At 66.4% G+C, this 22,105-nt stretch carries 17 protein-coding genes and 1 riboswitch; of the genes, 11 read left to right on the forward strand and 6 right to left on the reverse strand.

Annotated features, from left to right (window positions below; all coding sequences use genetic code 11):
* Positions 1–83 precede the first annotated feature (83 nt).
* Positions 84–1,478, forward strand: coding sequence for a threonine synthase (thrC, locus tag DA69_RS09020; RefSeq protein WP_025978396.1), 1,395 nt, complete (start codon positions 84–86; stop codon positions 1,476–1,478).
* Between the two features lie 24 nt (positions 1,479–1,502).
* On the opposite strand, the gene DA69_RS09025 is transcribed toward thrC, so the two are convergent.
* From DA69_RS09025 to DA69_RS09035, 3 genes are all read right to left on the reverse strand, one after another.
* Positions 1,503–1,970 (reverse strand): hypothetical protein, encoded by a 468-nt coding sequence (locus DA69_RS09025; protein WP_025978397.1) that lies wholly within the window; start codon positions 1,968–1,970, stop codon positions 1,503–1,505.
* A 141-nt stretch (positions 1,971–2,111) separates the two neighbouring features.
* Entirely contained in the window at positions 2,112–3,074 is a 963-nt protein-coding gene (locus tag DA69_RS09030; protein ID WP_025978398.1) for a homoserine kinase, read from the reverse strand.
* Between the two features lie 2 nt (positions 3,075–3,076).
* On the reverse strand, positions 3,077–4,825 hold the full coding sequence (locus DA69_RS09035; protein ID WP_025978399.1) for a homoserine dehydrogenase: 1,749 nt from the start codon (positions 4,823–4,825) through the stop codon (positions 3,077–3,079).
* 454 nt (positions 4,826–5,279) lie between these two features.
* A riboswitch (SAM riboswitch) is annotated at positions 5,280–5,406 on the forward strand.
* 82 nt (positions 5,407–5,488) lie between these two features.
* Here DA69_RS09035 and metX point away from each other — a divergent pair.
* Entirely contained in the window at positions 5,489–6,556 is a 1,068-nt protein-coding gene (gene metX / locus DA69_RS09040) for a homoserine O-succinyltransferase MetX (protein ID WP_025978400.1), read from the forward strand.
* Entirely contained in the window at positions 6,553–7,731 is a 1,179-nt protein-coding gene (metB, locus tag DA69_RS09045) for a cystathionine gamma-synthase (RefSeq protein ID WP_025978401.1), read from the forward strand. The genes metX and metB overlap by 4 nt, the downstream gene beginning before the upstream one ends.
* A gap of 321 nt (positions 7,732–8,052) precedes the next feature.
* Here metB and DA69_RS09050 read toward each other — a convergent pair whose 3' ends face one another.
* The 3 genes from DA69_RS09050 to dusA all read right to left on the reverse strand — a co-directional run bounded on the left by DA69_RS09050 (position 8,053) and on the right by dusA (position 11,965).
* Complete coding sequence (locus DA69_RS09050) at positions 8,053–9,876, reverse strand: methyl-accepting chemotaxis protein (RefSeq protein ID WP_025978402.1); 1,824 nt, start codon at positions 9,874–9,876, stop codon at positions 8,053–8,055.
* Between the two features lie 99 nt (positions 9,877–9,975).
* Entirely contained in the window at positions 9,976–10,800 is an 825-nt protein-coding gene (locus DA69_RS09055) for a sulfite exporter TauE/SafE family protein (protein ID WP_025978403.1), read from the reverse strand.
* A gap of 130 nt (positions 10,801–10,930) precedes the next feature.
* Positions 10,931–11,965: a tRNA dihydrouridine(20/20a) synthase DusA gene (dusA, locus tag DA69_RS09060; protein WP_029972696.1), complete on the reverse strand. Its 1,035-nt coding sequence runs from the start codon at positions 11,963–11,965 to the stop codon at positions 10,931–10,933.
* 214 nt (positions 11,966–12,179) lie between these two features.
* On the opposite strand from dusA, the gene DA69_RS15110 reads away from it, so the two are divergent.
* The 8 genes from DA69_RS15110 to DA69_RS09100 all read left to right on the forward strand — a co-directional run bounded on the left by DA69_RS15110 (position 12,180) and on the right by DA69_RS09100 (position 22,104).
* A complete protein-coding gene (locus tag DA69_RS15110) occupies positions 12,180–12,815 on the forward strand; it encodes an alpha/beta fold hydrolase (RefSeq protein WP_419177553.1) in 636 nt (211 codons plus the stop codon).
* A gap of 933 nt (positions 12,816–13,748) precedes the next feature.
* A complete protein-coding gene (locus tag DA69_RS09070) occupies positions 13,749–14,495 on the forward strand; it encodes a helix-turn-helix domain-containing protein (RefSeq protein WP_025978406.1) in 747 nt (248 codons plus the stop codon).
* 356 nt (positions 14,496–14,851) lie between these two features.
* Positions 14,852–17,821 (forward strand): TonB-dependent receptor plug domain-containing protein, encoded by a 2,970-nt coding sequence (locus tag DA69_RS09075; RefSeq protein WP_051582133.1) that lies wholly within the window; start codon positions 14,852–14,854, stop codon positions 17,819–17,821.
* A 480-nt stretch (positions 17,822–18,301) separates the two neighbouring features.
* Positions 18,302–19,669, forward strand: coding sequence for a hypothetical protein (locus DA69_RS09080; RefSeq protein ID WP_145915913.1), 1,368 nt, complete (start codon positions 18,302–18,304; stop codon positions 19,667–19,669).
* Between the two features lie 154 nt (positions 19,670–19,823).
* Entirely contained in the window at positions 19,824–20,408 is a 585-nt protein-coding gene (locus tag DA69_RS09085) for a glutathione S-transferase N-terminal domain-containing protein (RefSeq protein WP_025978409.1), read from the forward strand.
* A 153-nt stretch (positions 20,409–20,561) separates the two neighbouring features.
* The gene (locus tag DA69_RS09090) at positions 20,562–21,092 is read left to right on the forward strand and encodes a RidA family protein (RefSeq protein WP_051582134.1); all 531 of its coding nucleotides are present in this window, start codon (positions 20,562–20,564) and stop codon (positions 21,090–21,092) included.
* A complete protein-coding gene (locus tag DA69_RS09095) occupies positions 21,089–21,400 on the forward strand; it encodes a putative quinol monooxygenase (protein WP_025978411.1) in 312 nt (103 codons plus the stop codon). Before DA69_RS09090 ends, DA69_RS09095 begins: the two co-directional genes overlap by 4 nt.
* A gap of 98 nt (positions 21,401–21,498) precedes the next feature.
* Positions 21,499–22,104 (forward strand): DUF1993 family protein, encoded by a 606-nt coding sequence (locus DA69_RS09100; RefSeq protein ID WP_025978412.1) that lies wholly within the window; start codon positions 21,499–21,501, stop codon positions 22,102–22,104.
* The last annotated feature ends 1 nt before the right edge of the window (position 22,105 follow it).

The following is a 22,105-nucleotide window of genomic DNA, read 5'->3' on the forward strand; positions in this document are numbered from 1 at the left end:
TTGCGTCATCTGGCGAAATTTCCCTTCGCACACGCAAAATAATCATGACGAAGCGGCCAACGACGGCTAGAAACAACCTCGATATGACGAATTCAGCTGACCGCTACCTCTCGACGCGCGGCGACGCCGCTCCGACCCGTTTCTCGGACGCCCTGCTGCGCGGAATCGCGCCGGACGGCGGCCTCTACATGCCCCAGGCCTGGCCCGCACTGCCGGTCGACGCCACCCGGCCGGGACGCAGCTACGCCGAGATCGCCAAGGCGGCGATGGCGCCCTTTATCGGCGACGCCCTGCCTGCGGGCGCGCTGGATCGTGCGTTGGACCGTCTGACCAAGGGCTTCGACCATCCGCTGGTGACGCCGCTGGTCGAGCTGGAGCCGGGCCTGTTCGTACTTGAGCTGTTCCACGGCCCGACGGCGGCGTTCAAAGATCTGGCCATGCAGCTGGTCGCCGCCCTGTCGGACGAGGCCCTGGCCGCGACGGGCGAGACTCTGACCCTGCTGACCGCCACCAGCGGAGATACCGGCGCCGCCGCCGTGCGCGCCTTCGCGCGCGCCGAACGCATCAAGCTGATCGTCCTGCACCCGCTGGACCGCGTCTCGCCGGTGCAGCGCAGGCAGATGACGACGGTCGAGGCCGACAACGTCCTGAACTTGGCCGTGCGCGGCGACTTCGACGACTGCCAGCGTCTGGTGAAGGGGCTGCTGGCCGAGGAATCCCTGCGTGAACAGGGCCGTCTGTCCTCGGTCAACTCGATCAACTGGGGCCGACTGGCGGGCCAGATTCCCTATTACGTCTCGGCCACGGCCCAGCTGGGCCAGGCGGCGACCTTCGTGGTGCCGACCGGCAATTTCGGCGACGCCTTCGCCGGGATCGCCGCCAAGAAGATGGGCCTGCCCGCCGCCGGTTTCGTCGCCGCCGTCAATCAGAACGACGCCCTGGCCCGCGCCATCAACGACGGCGTCTATGCTCGCCACCCGGCGGTCGAGAGCGGCAGCGTCTCCATGGACGTGCAGGCCCCGTCGAACTTCGAACGGCTGGTCTATGAAGCCTCCGGCCGCGACGCCGACGCGACCCGCGCCGTCTTCGAGACCTTTGCGCGCGAAGGCTCCGTCACCCTGTCGCCCGACCTGCTGGCCGCCTTGCGCGCCGAAGTCTCCGCCGTCTCGGTCGACGAGGCGACGACCAAGGCAGAGATCGCCCACGCCCACGCCGCCTGGGGCCGCATCGTCTGCCCGCATACGGCTGTCGCCCTGGCCGCCGCGCGCCGCCTGGACCGCAACGGCGCGCCGATCGTCGCCCTGTCCACCGCCCACCCGTCCAAGTTCGGCGCCTTCGTCTCAGACGTGCTCGGGTTCGAGCCCGATCCGGCCCCCGTCATCGGAGCCCTGGGCGACCGCCCCGAACGCCTGACGGTGATCGAGAACACGCCCGAGGCCGCCCTGGCGGCGGTGAAGGGGTTCGCGAAGGCGGGCTGACGCTCACCCTCTAGCGACTCTGGCTCAACGGTCGCCGGTCGAGCGGCTGATGGCGGCCCTCATCCCTTCGGCGTGAAGAGCGCCGGACGGAGCGATCTTGTCGTTCGGGGTGTCGGCGGGGTCGGTATGGGCCGTGCGGTTGTCCGGGATGCCGTCATGCGTCTGTTCGGCCTTGCGTTCCACAGCGGCTTTCAGATTGCGCGTCGCTGAGGTCGATGAGCGACGGCGCTTCTGTTCGTCAGCCGCGCGCTGGATCGCGTCAGCCAGCTGCGCCTTCTTTTCACGCGCGCCCGCATCGATATTGGCCTGCCCCTCGCGGCTGGCCTGACGGGTGCGGGTGCGGATCAGCCGCTGGGCGCGGTCGCGCCGCTCGCGCAGTCGTCGCAGAAGATCGCTCAGTTGGGCGTCAGTCAGGCGCGCGGCCGCACGGCTCATCTCGACCCACTCCGCTTCATTACGGTCCAGGGCGCGGTTCTTGTCGGCTGCGGTCATGCTGTCCTCCATTCTGAGATGTAGAGGGAGCGCATTGGCCGCCAAGCTTGTTCCCCGGTTGCGGCGCCTTGTCCTGCCGCATCAGCAGGGATGAAAAAGGCGGCCCTTTCGCATAAAGAGGCCGCCTTGATCACAGAAGGTTCACACCGCCTCCGCCGCCTTCCAGTAGTCCAGCCGCCGGAAGAAGGGCGCCGGGTCCTTGGGCGTGACCAGGTTGGCCGGGTCGTGGAACAGCCGGTCGTGCAGGCGCGTCAGGGTGAAGCGCACCGCCGCCGCCGCGCCGAGTTCCGGCAGGGCCTGACGCTCGGCGTCCGACAGAGGACGCACGGATTCATAGCCCTTCTGGAAGGCGCGCAGGGCCGACGGCATGGGTCGCCCCTCGGCGTCGAAGCCCCAGGCGCTGAGCGCGATGGCCAGGTCATAGGCCAGCACGTCGATGCAGGCGAAGTAGAAGTCGATCACCCCGCCCACGTCCGTCGCCCCATGCTCGTTCACCGCGAACAGCACGTTGTCGGGGAAGTAGTCGGCGTGGATCGGTCCGCGCGGCAAGGTCGGGTCGCTCCACGGTCGGGCCAGATCGGGCAGCAGGCGCTGCATCTGCTCCAGCATCCTGCGATCCTCGCCCGCAGCGACCGTATCGCAGCGCGCGGCCAGATCCGCCCAGGCGCGCGGCCCGACGGGGTTCTCGCGCACGCCCTCATAGTCGGACGCATCCAGATGAAGCAGGGCCAGCACTTGACCGGCGCGATACTGGTCCTTGTCCGTCGGCTGACGCTTCCAGGCGCCCGGCGTCCATTCGACGATGGCGGCGGCGCGATTGTTCAGGCGGCCGATCACCTGGCCCTCGCGGTCGGCGACGGGCGCGGGCGTGGGGAACCCTTGCGCCGCCAAACGTCCGGTCAACCCCAGGCAGAACGGCAGGGCCGAGGCGTCGGTCCGGCCCTCGAACAGGGTCAGGACGTAGGCCCCCTGTTCCGTCACCAGGCGATAGTTGGTGTTCTCGACCCCCTCGGCGATGGGGGTCAGTTCGACCAGCCCGCCGAGAGGGTAGCGCATGAGATAGTCGTCGGCCTGTTGCGGCGTGACGGGCGTGAAGACGGCCATGACTAGACAAGCTCCGCAGCGGCGCGCCGGGCGCGCATGACGTCGGCGACATCGGCCAGAACGCTCTCGGTGGTGGCCCAGCGCCCTGCGCCGCGCCCCTTGCACGTCCACACCCGTCCGTCCTTTCCATAGACCTTCAAGGCGTTGCGCTCTCCGTTCAGCGACAGGAAGAGCGCGTCCTCAAGCGCGCCGTCAAGACGGACATAGGCGTCCAGTTCGCCGTCGCGGTCGAAACAGGCGCCGATCTGGCGCACCGGCGCCTCGCCCAACGGGGTTTCGGCGGCCAGGACATCGCGCGGCAGGGCGTCGGGCGAGCGGCCGAAGGCCTCGAACGACAACAGTTTGACCTTGGCCTCGGCGTCGAAGCCTTCCAGGTCCGAGGACGGGTCCTCCTCGGCGAAACCCGCAGCGCGGGCGTCGGCCAGAGCGTCGGAGAAGGTCGCCCCCTCGCCCAGACGCTGCAGCATGAAGTTGACCGTGCCGTTCAGCACCGCCTCGAAACCGACCACCGGTCCGGCCGCGCGGGCGGCGCGCAGGGTCTCGATCATCGGCGAGCCGCCGCCGACCGAGGCCGACCAGGCGACGCGACAGCCGTTGGCGGCGGCCAGGGCCTGAAGTCCCTTGGGATCGCGAGCCACCGCCTGTTTGTTGGCGCTGACCACGTCGCAGCCCGCCTCCAAGGCGCGACGGATCAGGGCGTGTCCGGCCTCGCCCTCGGACAGCGCCTCCAGCAACAGGTCCGGCTTCTTGGCCAGTAGGGCGTCGACATCGTTGGTGAACAGTTCGGCGGGCGCGGCGACGTCGCGCGGCTTCTTCGGGTCGCGGACCAGGACGCCGACAACTTCGAAGCGGCTGTCGGGGAGAAGGCGGCTGAGCAGGCCGCCGCCGACGACCCCGCACCCGGCCACGGCCACCTTCAGCGGCGCCGCCGCCTGCACCGGGCCGGGAGGGGCGCCGCGATCGCCGACCACCGTGCCCTCAGCGCGGCCCAGGGCGGCCACTTCGATCTCGACCGCGCGGGCCTGCGCCAGGTCGATGGCGTCATGCTGGACCAGCGCCCCGCCCACCTGGCGCGCCGTGTCCCACGAGGCGCGGCGATAGCGCAGGGGCGTCCCGGCGCTGACAGCCGGATCGCGGTCGTAGAGGCCGTCGACATCCTTGACCAGACGCACGCGGTCCAGCCCCAGCTCAGCCGCCAGAACCACCGCCGTCAGGTCGGATCCGCCCCGGCCCAGCAGGGCGACGCGGCCGTTGGGCCGCACGGCGCCGAAGCCCGGAACGACCACCACCTCATGCGCCTCCAGAGCCCGCTGGAGCTGGTCGCCCTTCAGACAGACCGGGCGGGCGTGCTGGCTCGGCCCCTCGGCGACGATGCCCAGTTCCCGAACCGACAGGCCGATGGCGTCCAGCCCGACCCGGTCGCAGGCGACGGCGACCAGGGCGGCGGCCTTCTCTTCGCCCAGCACGACATAGGCGGGCAGCAGTTCGTTCTCGTGGTCCAGGCCCAGGCTGCGCGCCTCCGACAGCAGCTTGTCGGTCTGGCCGGCCAGGGCGGAGACGACGGCGACCACCTTACGGCCGGCGCGGACGTGGCTGTAGATTTCGCTGGCGACGGCGGGGGCCTGAGAGGCGTCTCGCAAGACGGAGGAGCCGAACTTGAGCACCACCACTTCGGCGGCGGGGACGGCGGCGGGAGCGAGCGGTTCGACCGGTTTGGGCTGATCGGCGACGAGGACGAGCGAGGCGGACATTGGGCGTTTCCTGGAGGCTGGGTCGGGGGAGGATTTCGAGAGAGCTGGGGCGGGTCCGGAGTGGATCTGAGGCAATAAAAAACCCGCCCGGGGGTCCGGGCGGGTGATCGGTTTTCTGCGTTTCTCGCCTAGACGGCGCGCATCATCCGGTCCCCGCCCGCAAGGGCATGGTGGTGGTACCGGTGGTGGTAATGGCGGACGCGAAGAGACCCGTCGCCGAGGCGGCGATCGTGGTCGTCTTCATGCTGGCGAGGCGGTAAGGCACAGGCGGCGTCCGGTTGAAAATCGTGCCTTAGGGTGAGCCAGGGCGCCGCGCCGCGTCAACCCCGCGCCGGAATAATTTTTCGCGACGAAGCCCGCGACCGCCGTTTTGACCGCCCAAGTCGAGCGCCCCTGCCAGATAGGGGTGAAATTTTTCGCTTGACCGGCGCTGTTCGCAACCGCACCGTAAGCTCACTCATCAAGACCGGCTGAGGGATTAGGCCCTTTGACGCCGGGGCAACCATCGGGTTCCGCCCGAAACGGTGCCAACTCCTGCGGGGTTCTTCGGGCTTGCCTGAATGGACCGCGAGAGATGGGTGGAGCGTCGACGAGGCGACGCGCCACAGGTCTGTCACTGCATGGGTTCCTTGGCGAGCCGTATCTGCTGAGTGACCGAGACCCATGACCCTGGCCCTGATCGACCCCGCGTCCCCCGCCGAAGAGCCCGCCTGTCGGTCGGCTTCCACACGCCGCCCGTCGAAACTGCTGCAACGCGAGGGCGCCCATGACGTCGTGGTTCCGATCCCGGACGGCTTGGAGCTGGATTTCGGCGGAACCCTGACCCAGAAGCGGGTCGTCGGGCGCCTGCACGGCAAGCCGGGCGCCCCGCTGATCGTGGTCGCGGGCGGGATTTCCGCCGACCGTTACGTCCATCGCACCGAAACGAAGGGCCTGGGCTGGTGGTCCGGCGCCGTGGGCGTGCGCGCGCCGATCGACCTGACCCGTTTCCGTGTCCTGGCCTTTGATTTCGCGCCGGAATTCGGCGAGGGCGTGACGGAGCCCAAAGCCCCCCTGACCATCACCACCCAGGATCAGGCGCGGTTGCTGGCCCACCTTCTGGACCATCTGGGGGTGGACAAGGTCGCCGCCTTCATCGGCTGTTCCTATGGCGGCATGATCGCCCTGGCCTTCGGCGAGCTCTTCCCCGACTGGGCCGAGCAGTTGGTGGTCGTGTCCGCCGCCCACCGCCCTCACCCGCTGGCCACCGCCTGGCGCGGCATTCAACGCCGCATCCTGCAACTGGGCCTTGAAACGGGTCGCATCGATCAGGCCGTGGGTCTGGCGCGCGAACTGGCCATGACCACCTATCGCACCCAGGAAGAGTTCGGCGACCGCTTCGATTCCGAGGCTCCCAGCCACGCCGGCCAGGCCTATCCGGTGTGCGACTACCTGACCTCGCGCGGCCGGGCCTATCGCGACCGCACCACCCCTTCGCGCTGGCTGACCCTTTCGGACTCCATCGACCGCCACCGCGTCGAGCCGGAGGCCATCAGCGCCCCCGTCACCCTGGTCGGCTTCACCACCGATCGCCTGTGCCCCATCGACGACATGCGAGAGCTGGCCGATCGCCTGCCCAACCTCTGGCGCTTTGAACAACACGCTTCCGTCTACGGCCACGACGCCTTCCTGAAGGAAGACAGACTGGTCGGCGACATCCTGACCTCCGTACTGAAGGATATCGACCAATGATCCGCGCCCGTCCTGCCGATCCCCGCACCATCGCCACCCGCTCGGGCGTCGATACGGACACGGCCCACGGCGCGGTCATGCCGGCCCTGTATCTGTCGTCAAACTATTCCTTCGCCGCCTTCGGCCAGCCGCGCAAATACGACTATTCGCGCTCGGGCAATCCGACCCGCGACGTGCTGGCCGAGACCCTGGCCGAGCTGGAAGGCGGCGCTGGGGCGGTCATCACCGCCACCGGCATGGCGGCGGTCGACCTGCCGCTCAGCCTGCTGGAGCCCAGCGACCTGCTGATCGCCCCGCACGACTGCTACGGCGGCACCCACCGCCTGCTGATCGCCCGCGCGAAGAAGGGGCATTTTCGCGTCGCCTTCGTCGATCAGAACGACAGCGCCGCGCTGGACGCCGCCCTGGCCGACGGCTGCAGGCTGGTGCTGATCGAGACCCCGTCCAACCCCCTGCTGCGCGTCACGGACATCGCCGAGGTCTGTCGCCGCGCCCACGCCGTGGGGGCCAAGGTGGTCGCCGACAACACCTTCCTGTCGCCGGCCCTCCAGCGGCCGTTGGAGCTGGGCGCCGACATCGTGGTCCACTCGACCACCAAATACATCAACGGCCATTCCGACGTGGTCGGCGGCGCGGTGATCGCGGCCGATCCTACCGACCATCAGCAGCTGGCCTGGTGGGCCAACTGCCTGGGCGTCACGGGCTCGCCGTTCGACGCCTATCAGACCCTGCGCGGCCTGCGGACCCTGTTCACCCGCATCGAGCGGCAGCAGGCGACGGCAGCCTTGGTCGCGGCGGCGCTGGAGCAGCATCCGGCGGTCAAGGCGGTCCACTATCCGGGGCTGACCAGCCACCCCGGCTATGCGCTGGCGGCCCGCCAGCAGTCGGGGCCGGGCGCCATGCTCAGCTTTGAGCTGACCGGCGGGACCGAGGCGGTCTGCGCGGTCATCGAGGGGCTGGAGATCTTCACTTTGGCCGAATCTCTGGGCGGCGTTGAAAGCCTGATCGCCCACCCCGCCACCATGACCCACGCCGCCATGACGCCCGAAGCCCGCGCGACGGCGGGCATCACCGACGGGCTGCTGCGCCTGTCGGTCGGACTGGAGCATCAGGACGACATCCTGGCCGACCTGACCCAGGCTCTGGATGCGGTGACGCTGAAGGCGGCGGCGTAATCCAAACACGCGCCTCTCCCTCCCCGTCCCGGGGAGGGTGGCTGAGCCTGCAAAGCGAAGCCGGGTGGGGACGGCAGGGCGATGGGTGCGCGTCTTCTATCTGGCCGTCATTCTCGGGCTTGACCCGAGAGTCCAGTAAACACGACGGCGGCCACATCAGCCCTCACGACGGTTCAGGCGTTGCGGGGCTGGATTCTCGGGTCAAGCCCGAGAATGACGGCGGGTGGGTGGTGTGGGGGGCGCTCAGGATCACCTCGCCCTCCCCACCCGGTCGCTTCGCGACCACCCTCCCCGGGACGGGGAGGGAGAGGGTCGGCGTCCTTAAGCTACGGCCCGCGCCAGGGCCTCCATCCGCCCGCGCGCGTCCAGATCGCGCGCGTCGTCCAACGCGAACTGCCCCATCATCCGATCCAGCTCGACCGCGTCCGACGCCAGAGCATGGCTGGCGGCGGTCGACTGCTCGACCATGGCCGCGTTCTGCTGCGTGACCTGATCCATCTGGGTCACGGCGATATTGACCTGCTGCAGACCGCTGGACTGCTCCTGCGAAGACGCGGCGATTTCTTCGGCGATGGTCGTCAGGCGTTCGATCTGACCGGCGATCCGCTCCAGCGCCTGGCCGGTATCGCCGACCAGGGCCACCCCCGCCCCGACCTGACGGCCGGATTCCGAAATCAGCGTCTTGATCTCCTTGGCCGCAGAGGCCGAACGCTGGGCCAGGGCCCGCACCTCGGACGCCACCACGGCGAAGCCGCGCCCGGCGTCGCCCGCCCGCGCCGCCTCTACCCCTGCATTCAGAGCCAGCAGATTGGTCTGGAAGGCGATCTCGTCGATCACGCCGATGATGGCGCCGATCTGGTTCGAGGATTGTTGGATCGCGCTCATGGCGGCGATGGCGCGGCCGACCACGGCCTGCCCCTCGACCGCTTCGGACCGGGCGCCGCGCACCACGCCGCCCGCCTCTATCGCGCCCTCGGCCGAACGGGCCACGGTGGCGGTGATCTGTTCAAGAGCGGCCGCCGTCTCTTCCAGGCTGGCGGCCTGCTGTTCGGTGCGGCGCGACAGGTCGTCGGAGGCGTGGCTGATCTCGCGGGCGCTGGCGCCGATGGCGGCGGCGCGTTCGACGATGACCCGCATCACGCCCTGCAGCCGATCCATCGCCGCGTTGAAATCGGTGCGCAGGCCTTCATATTCCGGCGCGAACGGGTCGTTCAGACGGAAGGCCAACTGGCCGCCCGACAGGCGCTCCAGCCCCCTGGCCACGCCCTGGACCACCTGGGCCTGCTGGCGGGCGGCCTCGGCGTCGCGGGCGGCCTGCGCCTGCTGTTCGGCTTCGGCGATCAGGCGCGCGGCCTCGGCCTCGGCCTCCAGACGCGCCTTCTCCTCGGCGTTCTGTTTGAAGGTCAGGACGGCGTCGGCCATGCGCCCGATCTCGTCGCGGCGGCCCATTGCCGGAATGGCCACGTTCAGATCGCCGCCGGCCAGACGGCCCATGGCGCGGGTCATGGCCTCGACCGGGCGGCTGAGGGCGCCGATCAGCCACAGGGCGGCGGCCACGGCGATGGCCAGAGCCAGCACCCCGCCGATGGCGAAGGAGACATAGGCCTGAACAAAGGCGGCGGATTTGGCCTCGGCGCGCGCCTGGGCCTGAGCCGCCTCCCTGGTCTGGATGGCGCTGACCGCCTGGCGAATGTCTGTCAGGCGGGCGCCGGCGGCCGCCTGCGACTGCGCCGCGCCATCGGCTGCGGGATCGCGGGCCAGAGCCATGATCTCTGCAGCGCTCTTCTCGAATGCGCCGGCGGCGGCGATCAGAGCCGTCTGTTCGGCGACATAGGCGCCCTCGACATCCGACGCCGCCAGGTCCGCCATGCGCGCCTTCACGTCGGCGCCGCTCGTGTCGAACACCTCGATGAAGGCCGGGTCGCGATTGGCGACATAGCCGCGCATGGCGTTCTGCTGCTCGACGGCGGCGGCCAGCAGGCGGTCGGACGCCTTCATCACCTCGCGCGACGTCAGGTCCGCCGCGTCGGCGCGCTGCAGCGAGACCACGCACCACAGGACGATCAGGGTCGCCGCCCCGCAGGCCCCGATCACCGCCATGAAGGACAGGATCAGCTTCTTGGGCACGGACAGGTTCTGCAGCATGGCTCACGGCTCAGACAGAGGGAGGTTCAGCCTCGCTCCTACCCCGCCGTTGTTCGACAAAGTGTTAGCGCCCGCCTGCGGGCATCTACTTAGTCGCGCTCACAGCGCCTTCAGCACCACCGACAGGGCCGTCAGCAACAGATAGGCCGCAAACGCCCGGCGCAGGATCTTGCGGTCCAGCCGGTGCGCCAGCCGCGCGCCATAGGGCGCCGTCAACGCCGTCAGCAGCCCCATGATCACCGCCGCCGGCACATTGACATAACCCAGCGACAGCGGCGGCCGCCCCGGCGCATCCCAGCCGAAAAAGGCGAAACCCAACGCAGCCGCCGCCCCGATCGCCAGGCCGAAGCCCGAGGCGGTGGCGACCGCCTGATGGATCGGCCGTCCGCACAGGGTCATCATCATGCCGCCGAAGCTGCCGCCCCCCACGCCCATCATGGCGGACAGCAGGCCGATGCCTGTCCCCGCCCCGCGACGGCCCCAGCCCGTCGGCAGGTCTTTTCTCAGGGTGAACCGCTCGGGCATCACCCCCATCTGCGCCGCGACCAACAGCAGACAGGCGCCATAGACGACCGCCAGACCCTCCATCGAGGTGAAGCCCGCAATCGCCGCCCCGACCAGACCGCCAAACGCCACCCACGGCGTCCAGGTCTTCAGCACCGTCTCATCCACCGCCCCATGCGCCCGGTGCGTGGCCAGCGACCTCAGCGAGGTGGCGACGATGGTCAGAAGCGAGGTGCCGATGGCGACGTGCAGATTGCTCTCGCCGCCCACGCCCAGCACCGAGAAGGCGTAGAACAGCGCCGGCACCAGCACCGTCCCGCCGCCGACGCCGAACAGGCCGCCGATCACTCCGGCGATCGCCCCGGCGCCGACAAGGGCGGCGAGCATCAGGGCGAGTTCGGATAGGGGAAGGGCGCTCATGGCCGATGGCTTAGCCGCACAGCCCGGCAGCGTCATCCCGGAAAGGGTGCAAGGCGGGTCCCTTTCGCCATCCTCCGGCGAGCATAGCAAGACCGGGGGATGACGAGAGAAATAGGTGACGCCTAAGGAATCAGGCCGCTTCTTCGCTCTCGCCCAGACGGGCCTGCCGCGCTTCGGCCTCACGCACGGCCGAGACCGCGCGATCCACCACCTCCAGCCCCGCGCCGGGCTTCACGCCCTCCACGGTCAGGATGCGACGAAAGGCCCGCGCCCCCGCCCGGCCGTGCATCAGCCCCAGCATGTGCCGAGTCATGCTCGCCAGATTGGCGCCCTCGTCCAGCCGCGCCGCCATATAGGGGCGGTAACGCTCCAGCGCCTCGAAGACGTCCACGTCTTCAACAGCCTCGCCGAAGATCCGGCGGTCCACCTGCCCCATCAGGGCCGGCTCGTGATAGGCCGCGCGCCCCAGCATGACGCCGTCCAACTGCACCCCGTCCGAGGCGTCCAGATGCGCCTCGGCCTGGTCCAGATCGCCGATGCCGCCGTTGATGCAGATGGTCAGATGCGGCCGCTCGCGCTTCAGCCGCCGCACCAGATCATAGTCCAGCGGCGGCACGTCGCGATTCTCCTTGGGCGACAGGCCCTTCAGCCAGGCCTTGCGCGCGTGGACGACGAAGTGGGTGATCCCCACCGCCGCCGAGGCGTCGACCGTGGCGAACAGGCTCTCCTGCGGGTCCTGATCATCGACGCCGATGCGGCATTTGACGGTGGCGGGCACGGCGACCGCCGCCTTGATCGCCGCCATGCAGTCGGCCACCAGCTCCGGCTCGCGCATTAGACAAGCGCCGAAACGGCCCGATTGCACGCGATCCGAAGGGCAGCCGACATTCAGGTTGATCTCGTCATAGCCATACGACTCGCCGATCTTCGCCGCCTCGGCCAGCTGGGCCGAGTCCGAACCGCCGAGTTGCAGCGCCACCGGATGCTCGACCGCGTCAAAGCCCAGCAGGCGGTCCCGATCGCCGTGAATCACCGCCGGCGCCGTCACCATCTCCGTATACAGCAGGGCGCGCGCGCTCAACGCACGATGAAACGCCCGACAGTTTCGGTCGGTCCAGTCCATCATGGGCGCTACGGACAGTCTATGAGCTTGATTTATAGACATTTTTTAGTATGATCAAAAGTTGGAAGGCGGCGTGTGCACTCGAATTTGCGACGTATTGCGACGTTTTTCCCGGGTTTTCGACACCTCAGTGCACACAGAGCGCACACGAAATGGCGACGTACTCGAAACTCCCGTCCGGAACGTGGCGGGTCCAGGTCAGACGGAAGGGTCGCTATATAAGCAAGACCTTCCTCAAACGCGATAACGCGCGCCGATGGGCCGCCGAAGCCGAGGGACGGATCGATCGTGGCGAGGTCCCTACCCCGTCGCGGTCAGCGCGGCTTCGCACGTTCGGCGAACTTATCGACCTGCACGTCGAGGACATGAAGTCCGTCGGAAAGACGCCCACGCGTTCGAAAGCGGCGATGCGGCGGCGCCTCTGGAGGCGTTTGCCCCCGACCGACTCGTCCTCTGGGGGCACAGCTTTGGCGCCTTTGCGGCCGTCGCCGCTGCGACCCAATCCGACCGCTTCTCCGCCGTCATCGCTGCGAACGGCCCCTATAATCTGCTCAGCGTCTGGGGGCAGTTTTCCCTAAAGCCATCCATTTCACCGGAGGCCCCCCTCCGCGTGAGGATGGCGCAGACATTCAACCGACGCCAACCCCCGACGCCAGACGCCCTGGCCGCTCAGGTTCCCCTTGGCCGTCCGCCTGCGGCAGGGTTTCATTGCGCCCGATCTCCCGACACTGGTCCGCAACCAGCGCATACCCCTCCCCTCGTCTTGTCTTCAGCCAACCGGCGTCAGGTTCGATCAAAGTCAGGCGCACACGAAGGCGGTGCACGCGGATGCGCCAGTCAATCCAGGCGCGGTTCCAGGGTTCAAGCCTGTGCGACAGTTCGTCGGGGCTGAAGGCCCTGCCGGGCTCGGTGAGGAGGAGCGCCAACAACCTCAGGTCATTTCGAGGCAGATACATCGTTCGGCCGCTCGGCCCCGTGAGTTCGGCGCGACCAGGAGTGAAGGTCCATCCGTCAAAGGCGTAGACCGGCCCCGAGGGGCCGGCATATTCCCGCGCTCGCTTGCGCCGGACCAGAGCCCTCATCCTGGCCACAAGTTCGTCGACCGCGAGGTCGGGCGACAAGCATTCGTCTGCACCGAGATCCAGGGCACGGACATAGTCGTTCACCTGATCAGGTTCATGGAGCAGAATCAGAAGCGATTCATCACGACCGCCCAGCCGCGAGCAGGCCCTCCAGCACGAGCGGACCATGCTCTTCGGCTTGAGCAGGACGACGTCGCGGCCCGACAGCATCGAAGCCTCGGCCGGCGTGCGCAGTTCGCCGACCTTCAGCTCAATCCCGGGCATCGCCAGCGAACGACGGGCCGCCGCAGCCCAGGTCCAGTCATCCGTGAGAAGCGCCAACTTCAACAGTTCGCTCGTCTCCTCAGGCCGGTCGGCCGCGGACGGGCGTTCCAGGGACTTCCTCACGCGCGCCCGTTTTGGCGTCTGCATGAGGCGATCTCTGGAACGCGGAAGGCGGGAGGGCGCGATGATCGGCATAGGCTTGTCCAGGCATGGAGGGGCTGACGGCGACGACGCTGACGGAGGGCTTCTCTCGTGTCGCGCAGGATCGGCCGTCGATGGTCATGATCGACCGACGCCTTCCGCCGCTCGTTGAAAGCCTGCAGGCTTAAAAACGGGGAGGCTGCACTATGAATTGCTTGTCCCTTCCCCGGCGCTCACGCCTCACGGCACGGCTTGTCCAGGTGTCAGCCGGCGACCATTCCCTGTCTCCCGCCCTGGATCATCGACTGCTTGTCCATCAGGGACCGCCCGTCTTTGCGATGAGCGCGTCGGACGGAATACGCAAGGCACGCCGGCTCCAGAGTGACGGCGATGTCGACTTCATCCCGGCCGGCTGTTGGGGATGGTGGCGGGATGAGGGCCCCAGCAGCCTGATCGCCCTCACCCTGTGTCCGAGCGTGATATCCAGCGCCGCTTCGACGATGGCCCGCCCCATCCGATCAGTCCGCCTGTCTCCTCGCCTGGGTTTCCGCGACGACAGGCTTGCAGCCCTGGCCCGCCTGACGCCGAAAGATGACGATCCGGCCTCCTGGCCCTTCGTCGACGCCCTCGCCACAGCCGTCGCCATCCAACTCATCATCCATGCCGAAGCCCCGTCAGCACCTTCGACGCCGACGCGACTGAAGCCCTTGGGTCAGCGCCGGCTGAAGGCGGTGCTCGCACATATGGACGCCAGACTAGATCAACCCCTGAGCCTCGACGGGCTGGCCGAAGTGGTCGGTCTGAAGCGATCACAGTTTGCGGCCGCCTTCCGCTTGGCCACCGGCCAGTCCCCGACCCAGTATCTCATTCGCAGGCGCGTCGAGGTCGCGGCGCAACTTCTCCAGTCGGGCCCTGTCTCGATCAGCGAGGTCGCCTTCCAGACCGGGTTCGCACACCAGAGCCACCTCTCTCGCGCTATGCGTCGCCACGTGGGCCTATCCCCCGCTGCGCTGATACGAGCTTCTGACAGCGCCTCTGCAGGACGTTCGGACGAAACGATCAAGCTCGCGCTCAGGTCGGCCTGACGCACCAGGTGCGTCCTTGCAGTCGCCCATTTCGCTTAAACAAAAACCTTATCCAGCCTCGCCGAACGGTAGCGAAGCCAGGATCAGGCTCGCCTCACAGTGTGTTCACTCGGCCCGCGACACGCCCAACCGCCTCATTCCTATCCACACCGCTCCGCGGAATATCTTCGTCAGCGAAGATGAGGCTCCGGGGACACAATTGCGACCTTATCGCGAACCGCCTGTGTAGATGTCGGCGGATATGGCTTTGAGACGTCCGATCAGGCGCGACCGCCTAGATGCACGCCCCCCAGTTTGTCCAAGGCCCGCTCGGCGGTCCGGAGCCGCGCAAGCGGCCAACCTTCTGGAGGAAGTCTATGAGCCCCACCCTAAACGCGCGCCTCATGCGCTCCACCGGCCTTGGCGCCTCGCTGATGATGGCCGTTGCCGTTTCCGCGACCGCCGCCGCCGCACAGACTGAGCCACCGGCATCGCCGGAGAGCAGTACCCAGCTCGACGAGATCATCGTCACCGGATCGCGGATCGCTCGAAAGGACTATAATTCCACCAGTCCCATCGTGACCGTGGGTAAAGAAGATTTCCAAGCTACCGGTTCAGTCACCATAGACTCGCTGATCACTGACCTGCCCCAGTTCGTGCCGTCGGTGAACTCGACATCCAATAATCCGTCCAATGGCGGACAGGCCAATATCGACCTGCGCGGTTTGGGCACCCAACGCACGCTCGTATTGATGAATGGCCGCCGCGTCATTCCCTCCAATCCCAACGGCACGGTCGACATCAACATCCTGCCGACGCCGCTGATCCGATCCGTCGAAGTCATCTCGGGCGGCGCCTCGGCGACCTACGGGTCCGACGCCCTCGCGGGCGTCGCCAATTTCATTATCGATGACCGTTTTGACGGCGTTCAGATCGACGCCCAGTACGGGGTCACGGACCGCGGCGATGGCGAAACTGAGTCCTATTCCGTCACGGTCGGCGGGGACATCGATGGCGATCGCGGCAACGCCGTCCTTTCGGCTAGCCGTTCGACTCGTCAGCTTATCTACAACGCCAACCGAGACTTCTCGGCCATTTCGGGTCCCTCCGGGACATCCCCTCTCGGCAGTACCGTGTTCGACGCCAACAATCTGCCGAACCAAACCGCCATCAACACCTATTTTGGTCGAGCCGGCATCGCCGCCACGGGCGGTTTCGGTTTCAATAACGACGGCTCACTCTTCGCCTACCAGGGGACGCGGAACTACAAGAGCCCGGGCGGGATCGATTTTGACGGCTACGCCAACCCCGGCTCCGACTACGCCTACAATACAGGAGCGCTCAACTATCTTCAGCTTCCGCTGGAAAGATGGAACCTGTTTTCGGCCCTGAACTACAGGATCTCGGACGCAGTGAAGGTCTACGGCAGCCTGCTCCTTACGGACTACCAGTCCGCCAATGAATTGGCGGCCTCCCCCGCGGCATCGAGCACCGGCTTCCGCGTGCCGGTCACCAATCCCTTCATTCCCGCCGACCTAGCGGCCTTGCTCGCCACGCGCGCCAATCGGGGTGCCTCCTTCCGGCTGGACAAGCGCTTCAATGACCTAGGAGGCCGTCGCGCAGCCGAGGATTACACGGTTTACCAAGGCACCTTCGGAGTACGCGGCGACCTGGTCGGTCTGCAGGACTGGACCTATGATGTCTACGGCCAGTACGGACGCTCGGAACGGACGACGACCCAGTCGGGCAACGTCTCCCGTTCGGCCGTGCAGGCCCTGCTGGACGCAGCCGACGGCGGCGCCTCCCTGTGCACAGGCGGCTTCGATCCATTCGGCCAGTCCAACCTGTCGCCAGCCTGCATCGCCTACATCGGCCGCACCACGGTCAACAACACCGTCCAGGAACAGACTGTTCTAGAAGCCTCCCTACAGGGCGGCCTCTTCAATCTCCCCGCCGGAGAGGTCCGTTTCGCCTCCGGCCTGCAATATCGAGGCGACAACTTCGACTTCCGACCTGACGCCTCGCTCGCCCGCATCAATCCTGTGGTCACGCGTCCCGACGGCGGTACGACTGGCGGTTCCGAAATAGCCGGCTTCAACCCGCAGCAGCCCCTCACGGGGACGACCTATTCGGTCGAGGCCTTCATTGAAGCCATCGTGCCGATCCTGCGCGACCTGCCGTTCGTCAAGTCGCTCGAGTTGAACCTCGGCTACCGCTACGCGGACTATGATACAGTCGGCGGCGCGCCTTCGTACAAGGCGGAGGTGAACTGGATCGTATCTGACGCCTTGCGCCTGCGAGGCGGGATACAACACGCTGTGCGTGCGCCGTCTATCGGGGAGTTGTTCCAGCCTCTCAACACCAACTTCCCCTCCATAGGCGGCGTCAGCGCGACCGGCCTGGGCGGCGACCCCTGCGACACGCGCAGCAGCTATCGCACAGGACCCAATGCGGCCAAGGTCGCCGCGCTCTGCTCGGCTCAAGCTGCCGCGGCCGGGTCGCCCAACTTCATCTACACCAACAATCAGGTGCCAGGCTTTGCAGGGGGAAACCCAGACCTGACCGAAGAGGTCGCGGATTCATTCACGGCCGGCCTTGTGGTCACCTCCCCCTTCCGGTCGGCATGGACATCCGGGCTGTCAGCCTCGCTCGACTATTACAGCATCGAGATTGAGGACGTGATCGGGGCCGTCTCCGCCTCCGCCATGCTTCAGGGGTGTTTCAACGCCCAAGGTCAAAACCCGACCTATGATCAGAGCAACGGCTATTGCCAACTGTTCCGGCGCGACCCCCTTTCGGGAAGCGTCATCGACGCCCGAGAACTGAACGAGAACCTCGCCACCCTGAAGACCTCGGGAGTCGACGCCCAGATCGACTGGCGCATCAATCTCGCCGAGGTCGGCTTGCCAGCCTGGGGCGACCTGAACCTGAATGTCATCGTGGGCTGGTTAGGAACTCGAGAGCGCCAGGATGTTCCGGGAGGCCCTGAGGTCGACCGCGTCGGCACGGTTGATGTCGTCACCGCCGGTCAGTTCAACAGCTTCCCTGAATGGAAGAGCCTGACCTCTCTCAACTGGTCGCACGGCGACTTTGGTCTCGGCCTGCGCTGGCGCTATGTGGACGAGATGACCGCCTTCACCTCCGGCGAAGTACTGAACGGCACCCACTATTTCGACCTGAACGCCCAATGGTCGATCACGGACGCCCTGACTTTGCGAGCGACCGTCAACAATGTGGCTGATGAACAGCCCCAGACTTGGAATCCGGGCGCCCAGGCCAACACTGATCCATCAACCTATGACGTATTGGGTCGTCGCTTCTCCGTCGGTCTCTCGGCGAAATTCTGACCTCTCCAGTGAAGCCATGCGTGTGAAGGGCGGCGGACCTCGGTCCCGCCGCCCTTTCGCTACGCCATGGAGGGAGGGAGGGAGGGAGGGAGGGAGGCGGACGACGGCGGCGTGGTTTGCGCGCTGGTTCGGCCTGTTGCCGCTCCTACGGCATTCCGGGATCAGTAAATCCGGCCCCCCGCACTGGTGGCGCCTTTTAGGCTCCCGTTCGCGACCGTAGGATGACCTCGCTCAGCCGGTACATGAAAGCGCTCAGGTCTGAAGGGGCCTAGTCTTTCGGCTTTCGGGCCGACGTCGATGATCAAAGCCCCTTATCCAGAGGTTTGCATGTCACCCGACCGAACGACGCCCTATGACGCCAGCGCCGCATCAGCCGAGGACGCCGAGACGACTTCCAAATGCCGACGCAGCTTCGTCCCCGCAGGCTGGAATCCGCGGAGCCAAGGGACCCAGCGCGGCATATCCATCGGGGATCCGATCATGAAGAGGAGCATCACGCGCCGCACCCTCATGGTTCTTGCAGCCTTTTCGGCCGCCACAGCCTCCCCTCTCGCCGCACAGACGGCGGCGTCAGACGGTAGGGATACGCTCGACAAGGAAGCCTGGCTCCAGGACATCAGCCAGTTTCGCCGTGAGGTCATCGAACGAGACGCCGCCTTCTCGGAAGAGGCGCGCAGCAAAGCCCTCCGAAGACTGGACGCGCTTGAATCTCGCCTTCCCAGCCTCTCAGACGCCGAGATCGCCGCTGAAATGGCGCGGTCCGCCGCACTTGCGGAAAACGCCCATACGCGGCTGGACCCGCTTCGCAACAGGGGCGTATGGCGCCGCTACCCCATACGGCTGTGGAAGTTTTCTGATGGCTGGCGTGTGATCGCAGCGCGCCCGGATCACGCGGCGCTTCTCGGCGCAAAGGTGATAGCCGTCGGCGACGTTCCTGTGAATGAAGCTGAGGCGGCCCTAACCCCCCTGTTCGCCGGCAACAAGGGCTGGTCGGCCTATATGGCCTCCTACAGCCTCACCGCCGCAGAAGCGCTGTTCGCCACAGGGCTTGCAGGTTCCGACCGCATGGTAATCGAGGTGATCACATCGACCGGTCCGCGGACCGTATCGCTGACAGCTGAACCGTCCGAGCGCCGGGGTCGTCCCGAAGAAAACTGGTGGTACCTCGCCGCCGGTGACGCGCGCCTCTCCGGGTGGGTTCACGCCGCCCATATCGCTCCCCTGGTCTTGCAAAACCACCAGTTGGGCTATGCTCATGCCGACTGCGCCGGTTCGGTAAGCTACATCAGACTGAACCGCACCGCCGACCAGCCGGGCCGGCCATCGCTCCAAGCCTGGGGGGAGGCCCTGCTGGACCGTCTGAAACAGGCTCCCCCGGATCGACTGATCGTCGATCTCCGTTTCAATACTGGGGGAGACCTTTCGAAGGCGCTTCCCTTCATCGCCGGCCTCATCGATTCTGATCCGGGTCGGCGCGGCGCACTGACAGTGCTGATCAACGGGCAAACCTTCTCAGCTGGCATCACTCAGGCCGCCTGGCTGAGACAGTACTCTACTGCGACATTCGTCGGCGAGCCCGTTGGCGACGACATGACCTTCTGGGCGGAAGGCGACAACGTCGTGCTGGCGCGTTCGGGGCTTACGGCCCGGTATTCCACAGGCGGACATCACTATCTTGCTACGCCGCAGCCGCCGCCAAGTATGCATGAACGACTGTTCTTCACGCTTCAGGCGCCTGACCTTGGCCCAGACAAAATCATAGCCTGGTCCTGGGATGATTTCGCCGCGGGCCGTGATGCGACGCTCGAGGCCGTCGCCCCCGGGCTAAGCTGCGGGCCGCTCGCCTAGCCCCAATTACCAAGGGTCCTCCTGATCTGGCGGGCCTGATTTACCGCCGGACACAGGAGCGCCGCTAGCCGATCGATCACATCCCCAAGGCCCGACCTCGCACATCTCGAGACGCCCCGAGCAGAAACAAATACTCCCGAAAGGCCATCGAAGCATGAAACTCTACCTGACGCCTGGTGCCTGCAGCCTCGCGGAACACATAGCCCTGACAGAGGCCGGCATCCATTTTGAGATCATCAAGGTCGATCTTCAAACGCGCCGCACGGAGCACGGCGATGATTTCACTGTCGTCAACCCAAAGGGCTACGTGCCGACGCTTATGTTCGACAACGGTGAAGTTCTGACAGAAAATGTGGCTATCCTGGACTGGATTGCCAGCGTCACCCCGCACCTTGCGCCCAAAGGCTCTATGGGAAGATCTCGCAACATTGAGCAGTTGGCCTTCCTCGCGACCGAAGTCCACCGCCCGTTCATGCGCTGGATGTTCTCGCCGGCCGATGCCGAGAAACAGGCGGCGCGAAAGGCAATTGTCGAACGGCTGGCGCTGATGGCCGAGCATTTGGACAGCGATTACCTGTTTGGCGACGCCTTCGCCACAGCAGACGCACTCCTCTACGTCATGGTGCGCTGGGCGCGCGATTCCGGTTTCGAGATTTCTGGCCGGCTGATCGCCTACGCCGAGCGCCTGGAAGCGCGCCCGTCTATCCGTGAGACGCTCCGAGCCGAGGGTCTGGCATAGCTTGCGCGTGCCTCAGCCCTTGCAGGGCCCCAGTATCAGCGGCCCCAACCTGTTCTAGACGCTCCCGCTCGCCCCGCCTCCTGATGAAAGACAGGCTCCCCCGCCCCCTCTAACCAGGAGGCAGTCTATCCGTCACACTCCTTGAGGACCATCATGAAGAAGTCGCTGGGCGCGCGCCCTCCGAACGGACTGAACCGTCGAACCGCCATTGCGGGATCTGCTGGTCTTGCCGCCCTGTCCGGCGCGTCGCTCACCTATGCGGGCCCACTGGACCCGAAGGCCGACCTTAGCTTCGTCAATCCTGCGGGCCTGCGCACACCCCGCGGCTATTCCCAAATGGCCGTCATTCGCTCAGGAAGGTTGGTGTTCTTCGCTGGCCAGACCCCCGTGGGAACCTCGGGCGAAGTGGTCGGGCCAGGTGATTTCAGAGCCCAGCTTGAACAGGTGTTTAGCAATCTGGACATCGGCATCCGCAGCGTCGGCGGAACATTCTCGAACATCATCAAGCTGAACTACTACTGCGCTGAAAGCGTGGACCCCGCGCTCCTGCGCCACGTGAACGAGGTCAGAGATCGTTTCACAAACACTACCAGTCCGCCAATCAGCACCTTCGTCTTCGTCAGTCGGCTCGCGCGCCCGGAGTGGTTGATCGAGATCGAGGCGGTCGGCGTCTTGCCAGAATGATCATCGTCCATGCAGAGCTGACCTATGCGCCGACCGACGTTCCAGAAGTCGCCCGCGCCATGCTCCACCTCGCTCATGCGACCCGGCGGGAATCCGGCTGCCTGCAATATTTCGTCGCCTACGATCTTGAGACGCCGGGATGCCTACGCCTTCAGGAGGTCTGGAGTGACGAGGAGGCTCTGGCGGCCCATTTCAAGACGCCCCATATGGCGGATTTCGTCAGGCAGACTTCGGGGCTTGTCCGACGCTCGCTTCGAGCGAAGCGCTACGTGGCCTCAAGCGCGCTTGATCTGTTTCCGTTGCGCTGAAAAAGGGCCCAGACGGCAACCGACCCCTCGAATCCGTCGCTGGATGAAAGGCTAGGGCGATCGAATGTGCATCCTGTCCCACCCCGATGAGGATAGACATGACACACACCTGCGCCACCACCCCCGCTCCGCTATTGCGTGACGACGACTCGGCCATCCCGGACAATGGTCCATCACACTTCCCTCTTGGTGACATGGTGATCACAGCTTTTTCCCAGGGGCTGGCCAATTTGTCCGGCCAACTAGACAGGGCTGACGCCTATGCCCGATGTGAAGACCGTTCTTTGCAGGAACTGCTTGATAGCCGTCTGGCGCCTGACATGGAGCCGCTGTCGAAGCAGATCGCATTGGCTTGCCATCAGGCCCAGGACTGTCTGGCGCGCATGCTCAGTGCACCGGCGCCATGCGTGCCTCTTGTCGACACCCCTGACATGGTCCGGGATGCGATTGATACCGCTCTGGCCGATCTGTGGGATTGTGATCGACGCGTCTTCGACGCCGTTTCAAGGCGGCAGTTGGAAGTCAAGTTTCCGTATGGTCCGATCATCCTCTTGACCGGGTTGCAGTATGTGCGGGACTGGGCGGTCCCCCAGTTCTACCATCATCTCGTCACAGCCTACGCCATCCTGCGCCATCAGGGCGTTCCTCTGGGCAATGCAGACCGTATCGCGCACATGAACCGCTACCGTCGCACACCTCTCTAGC

This window comes from Brevundimonas naejangsanensis, from assembly GCF_000635915.2.
Lineage (GTDB): Bacteria > Pseudomonadota > Alphaproteobacteria > Caulobacterales > Caulobacteraceae > Brevundimonas > Brevundimonas sanguinis.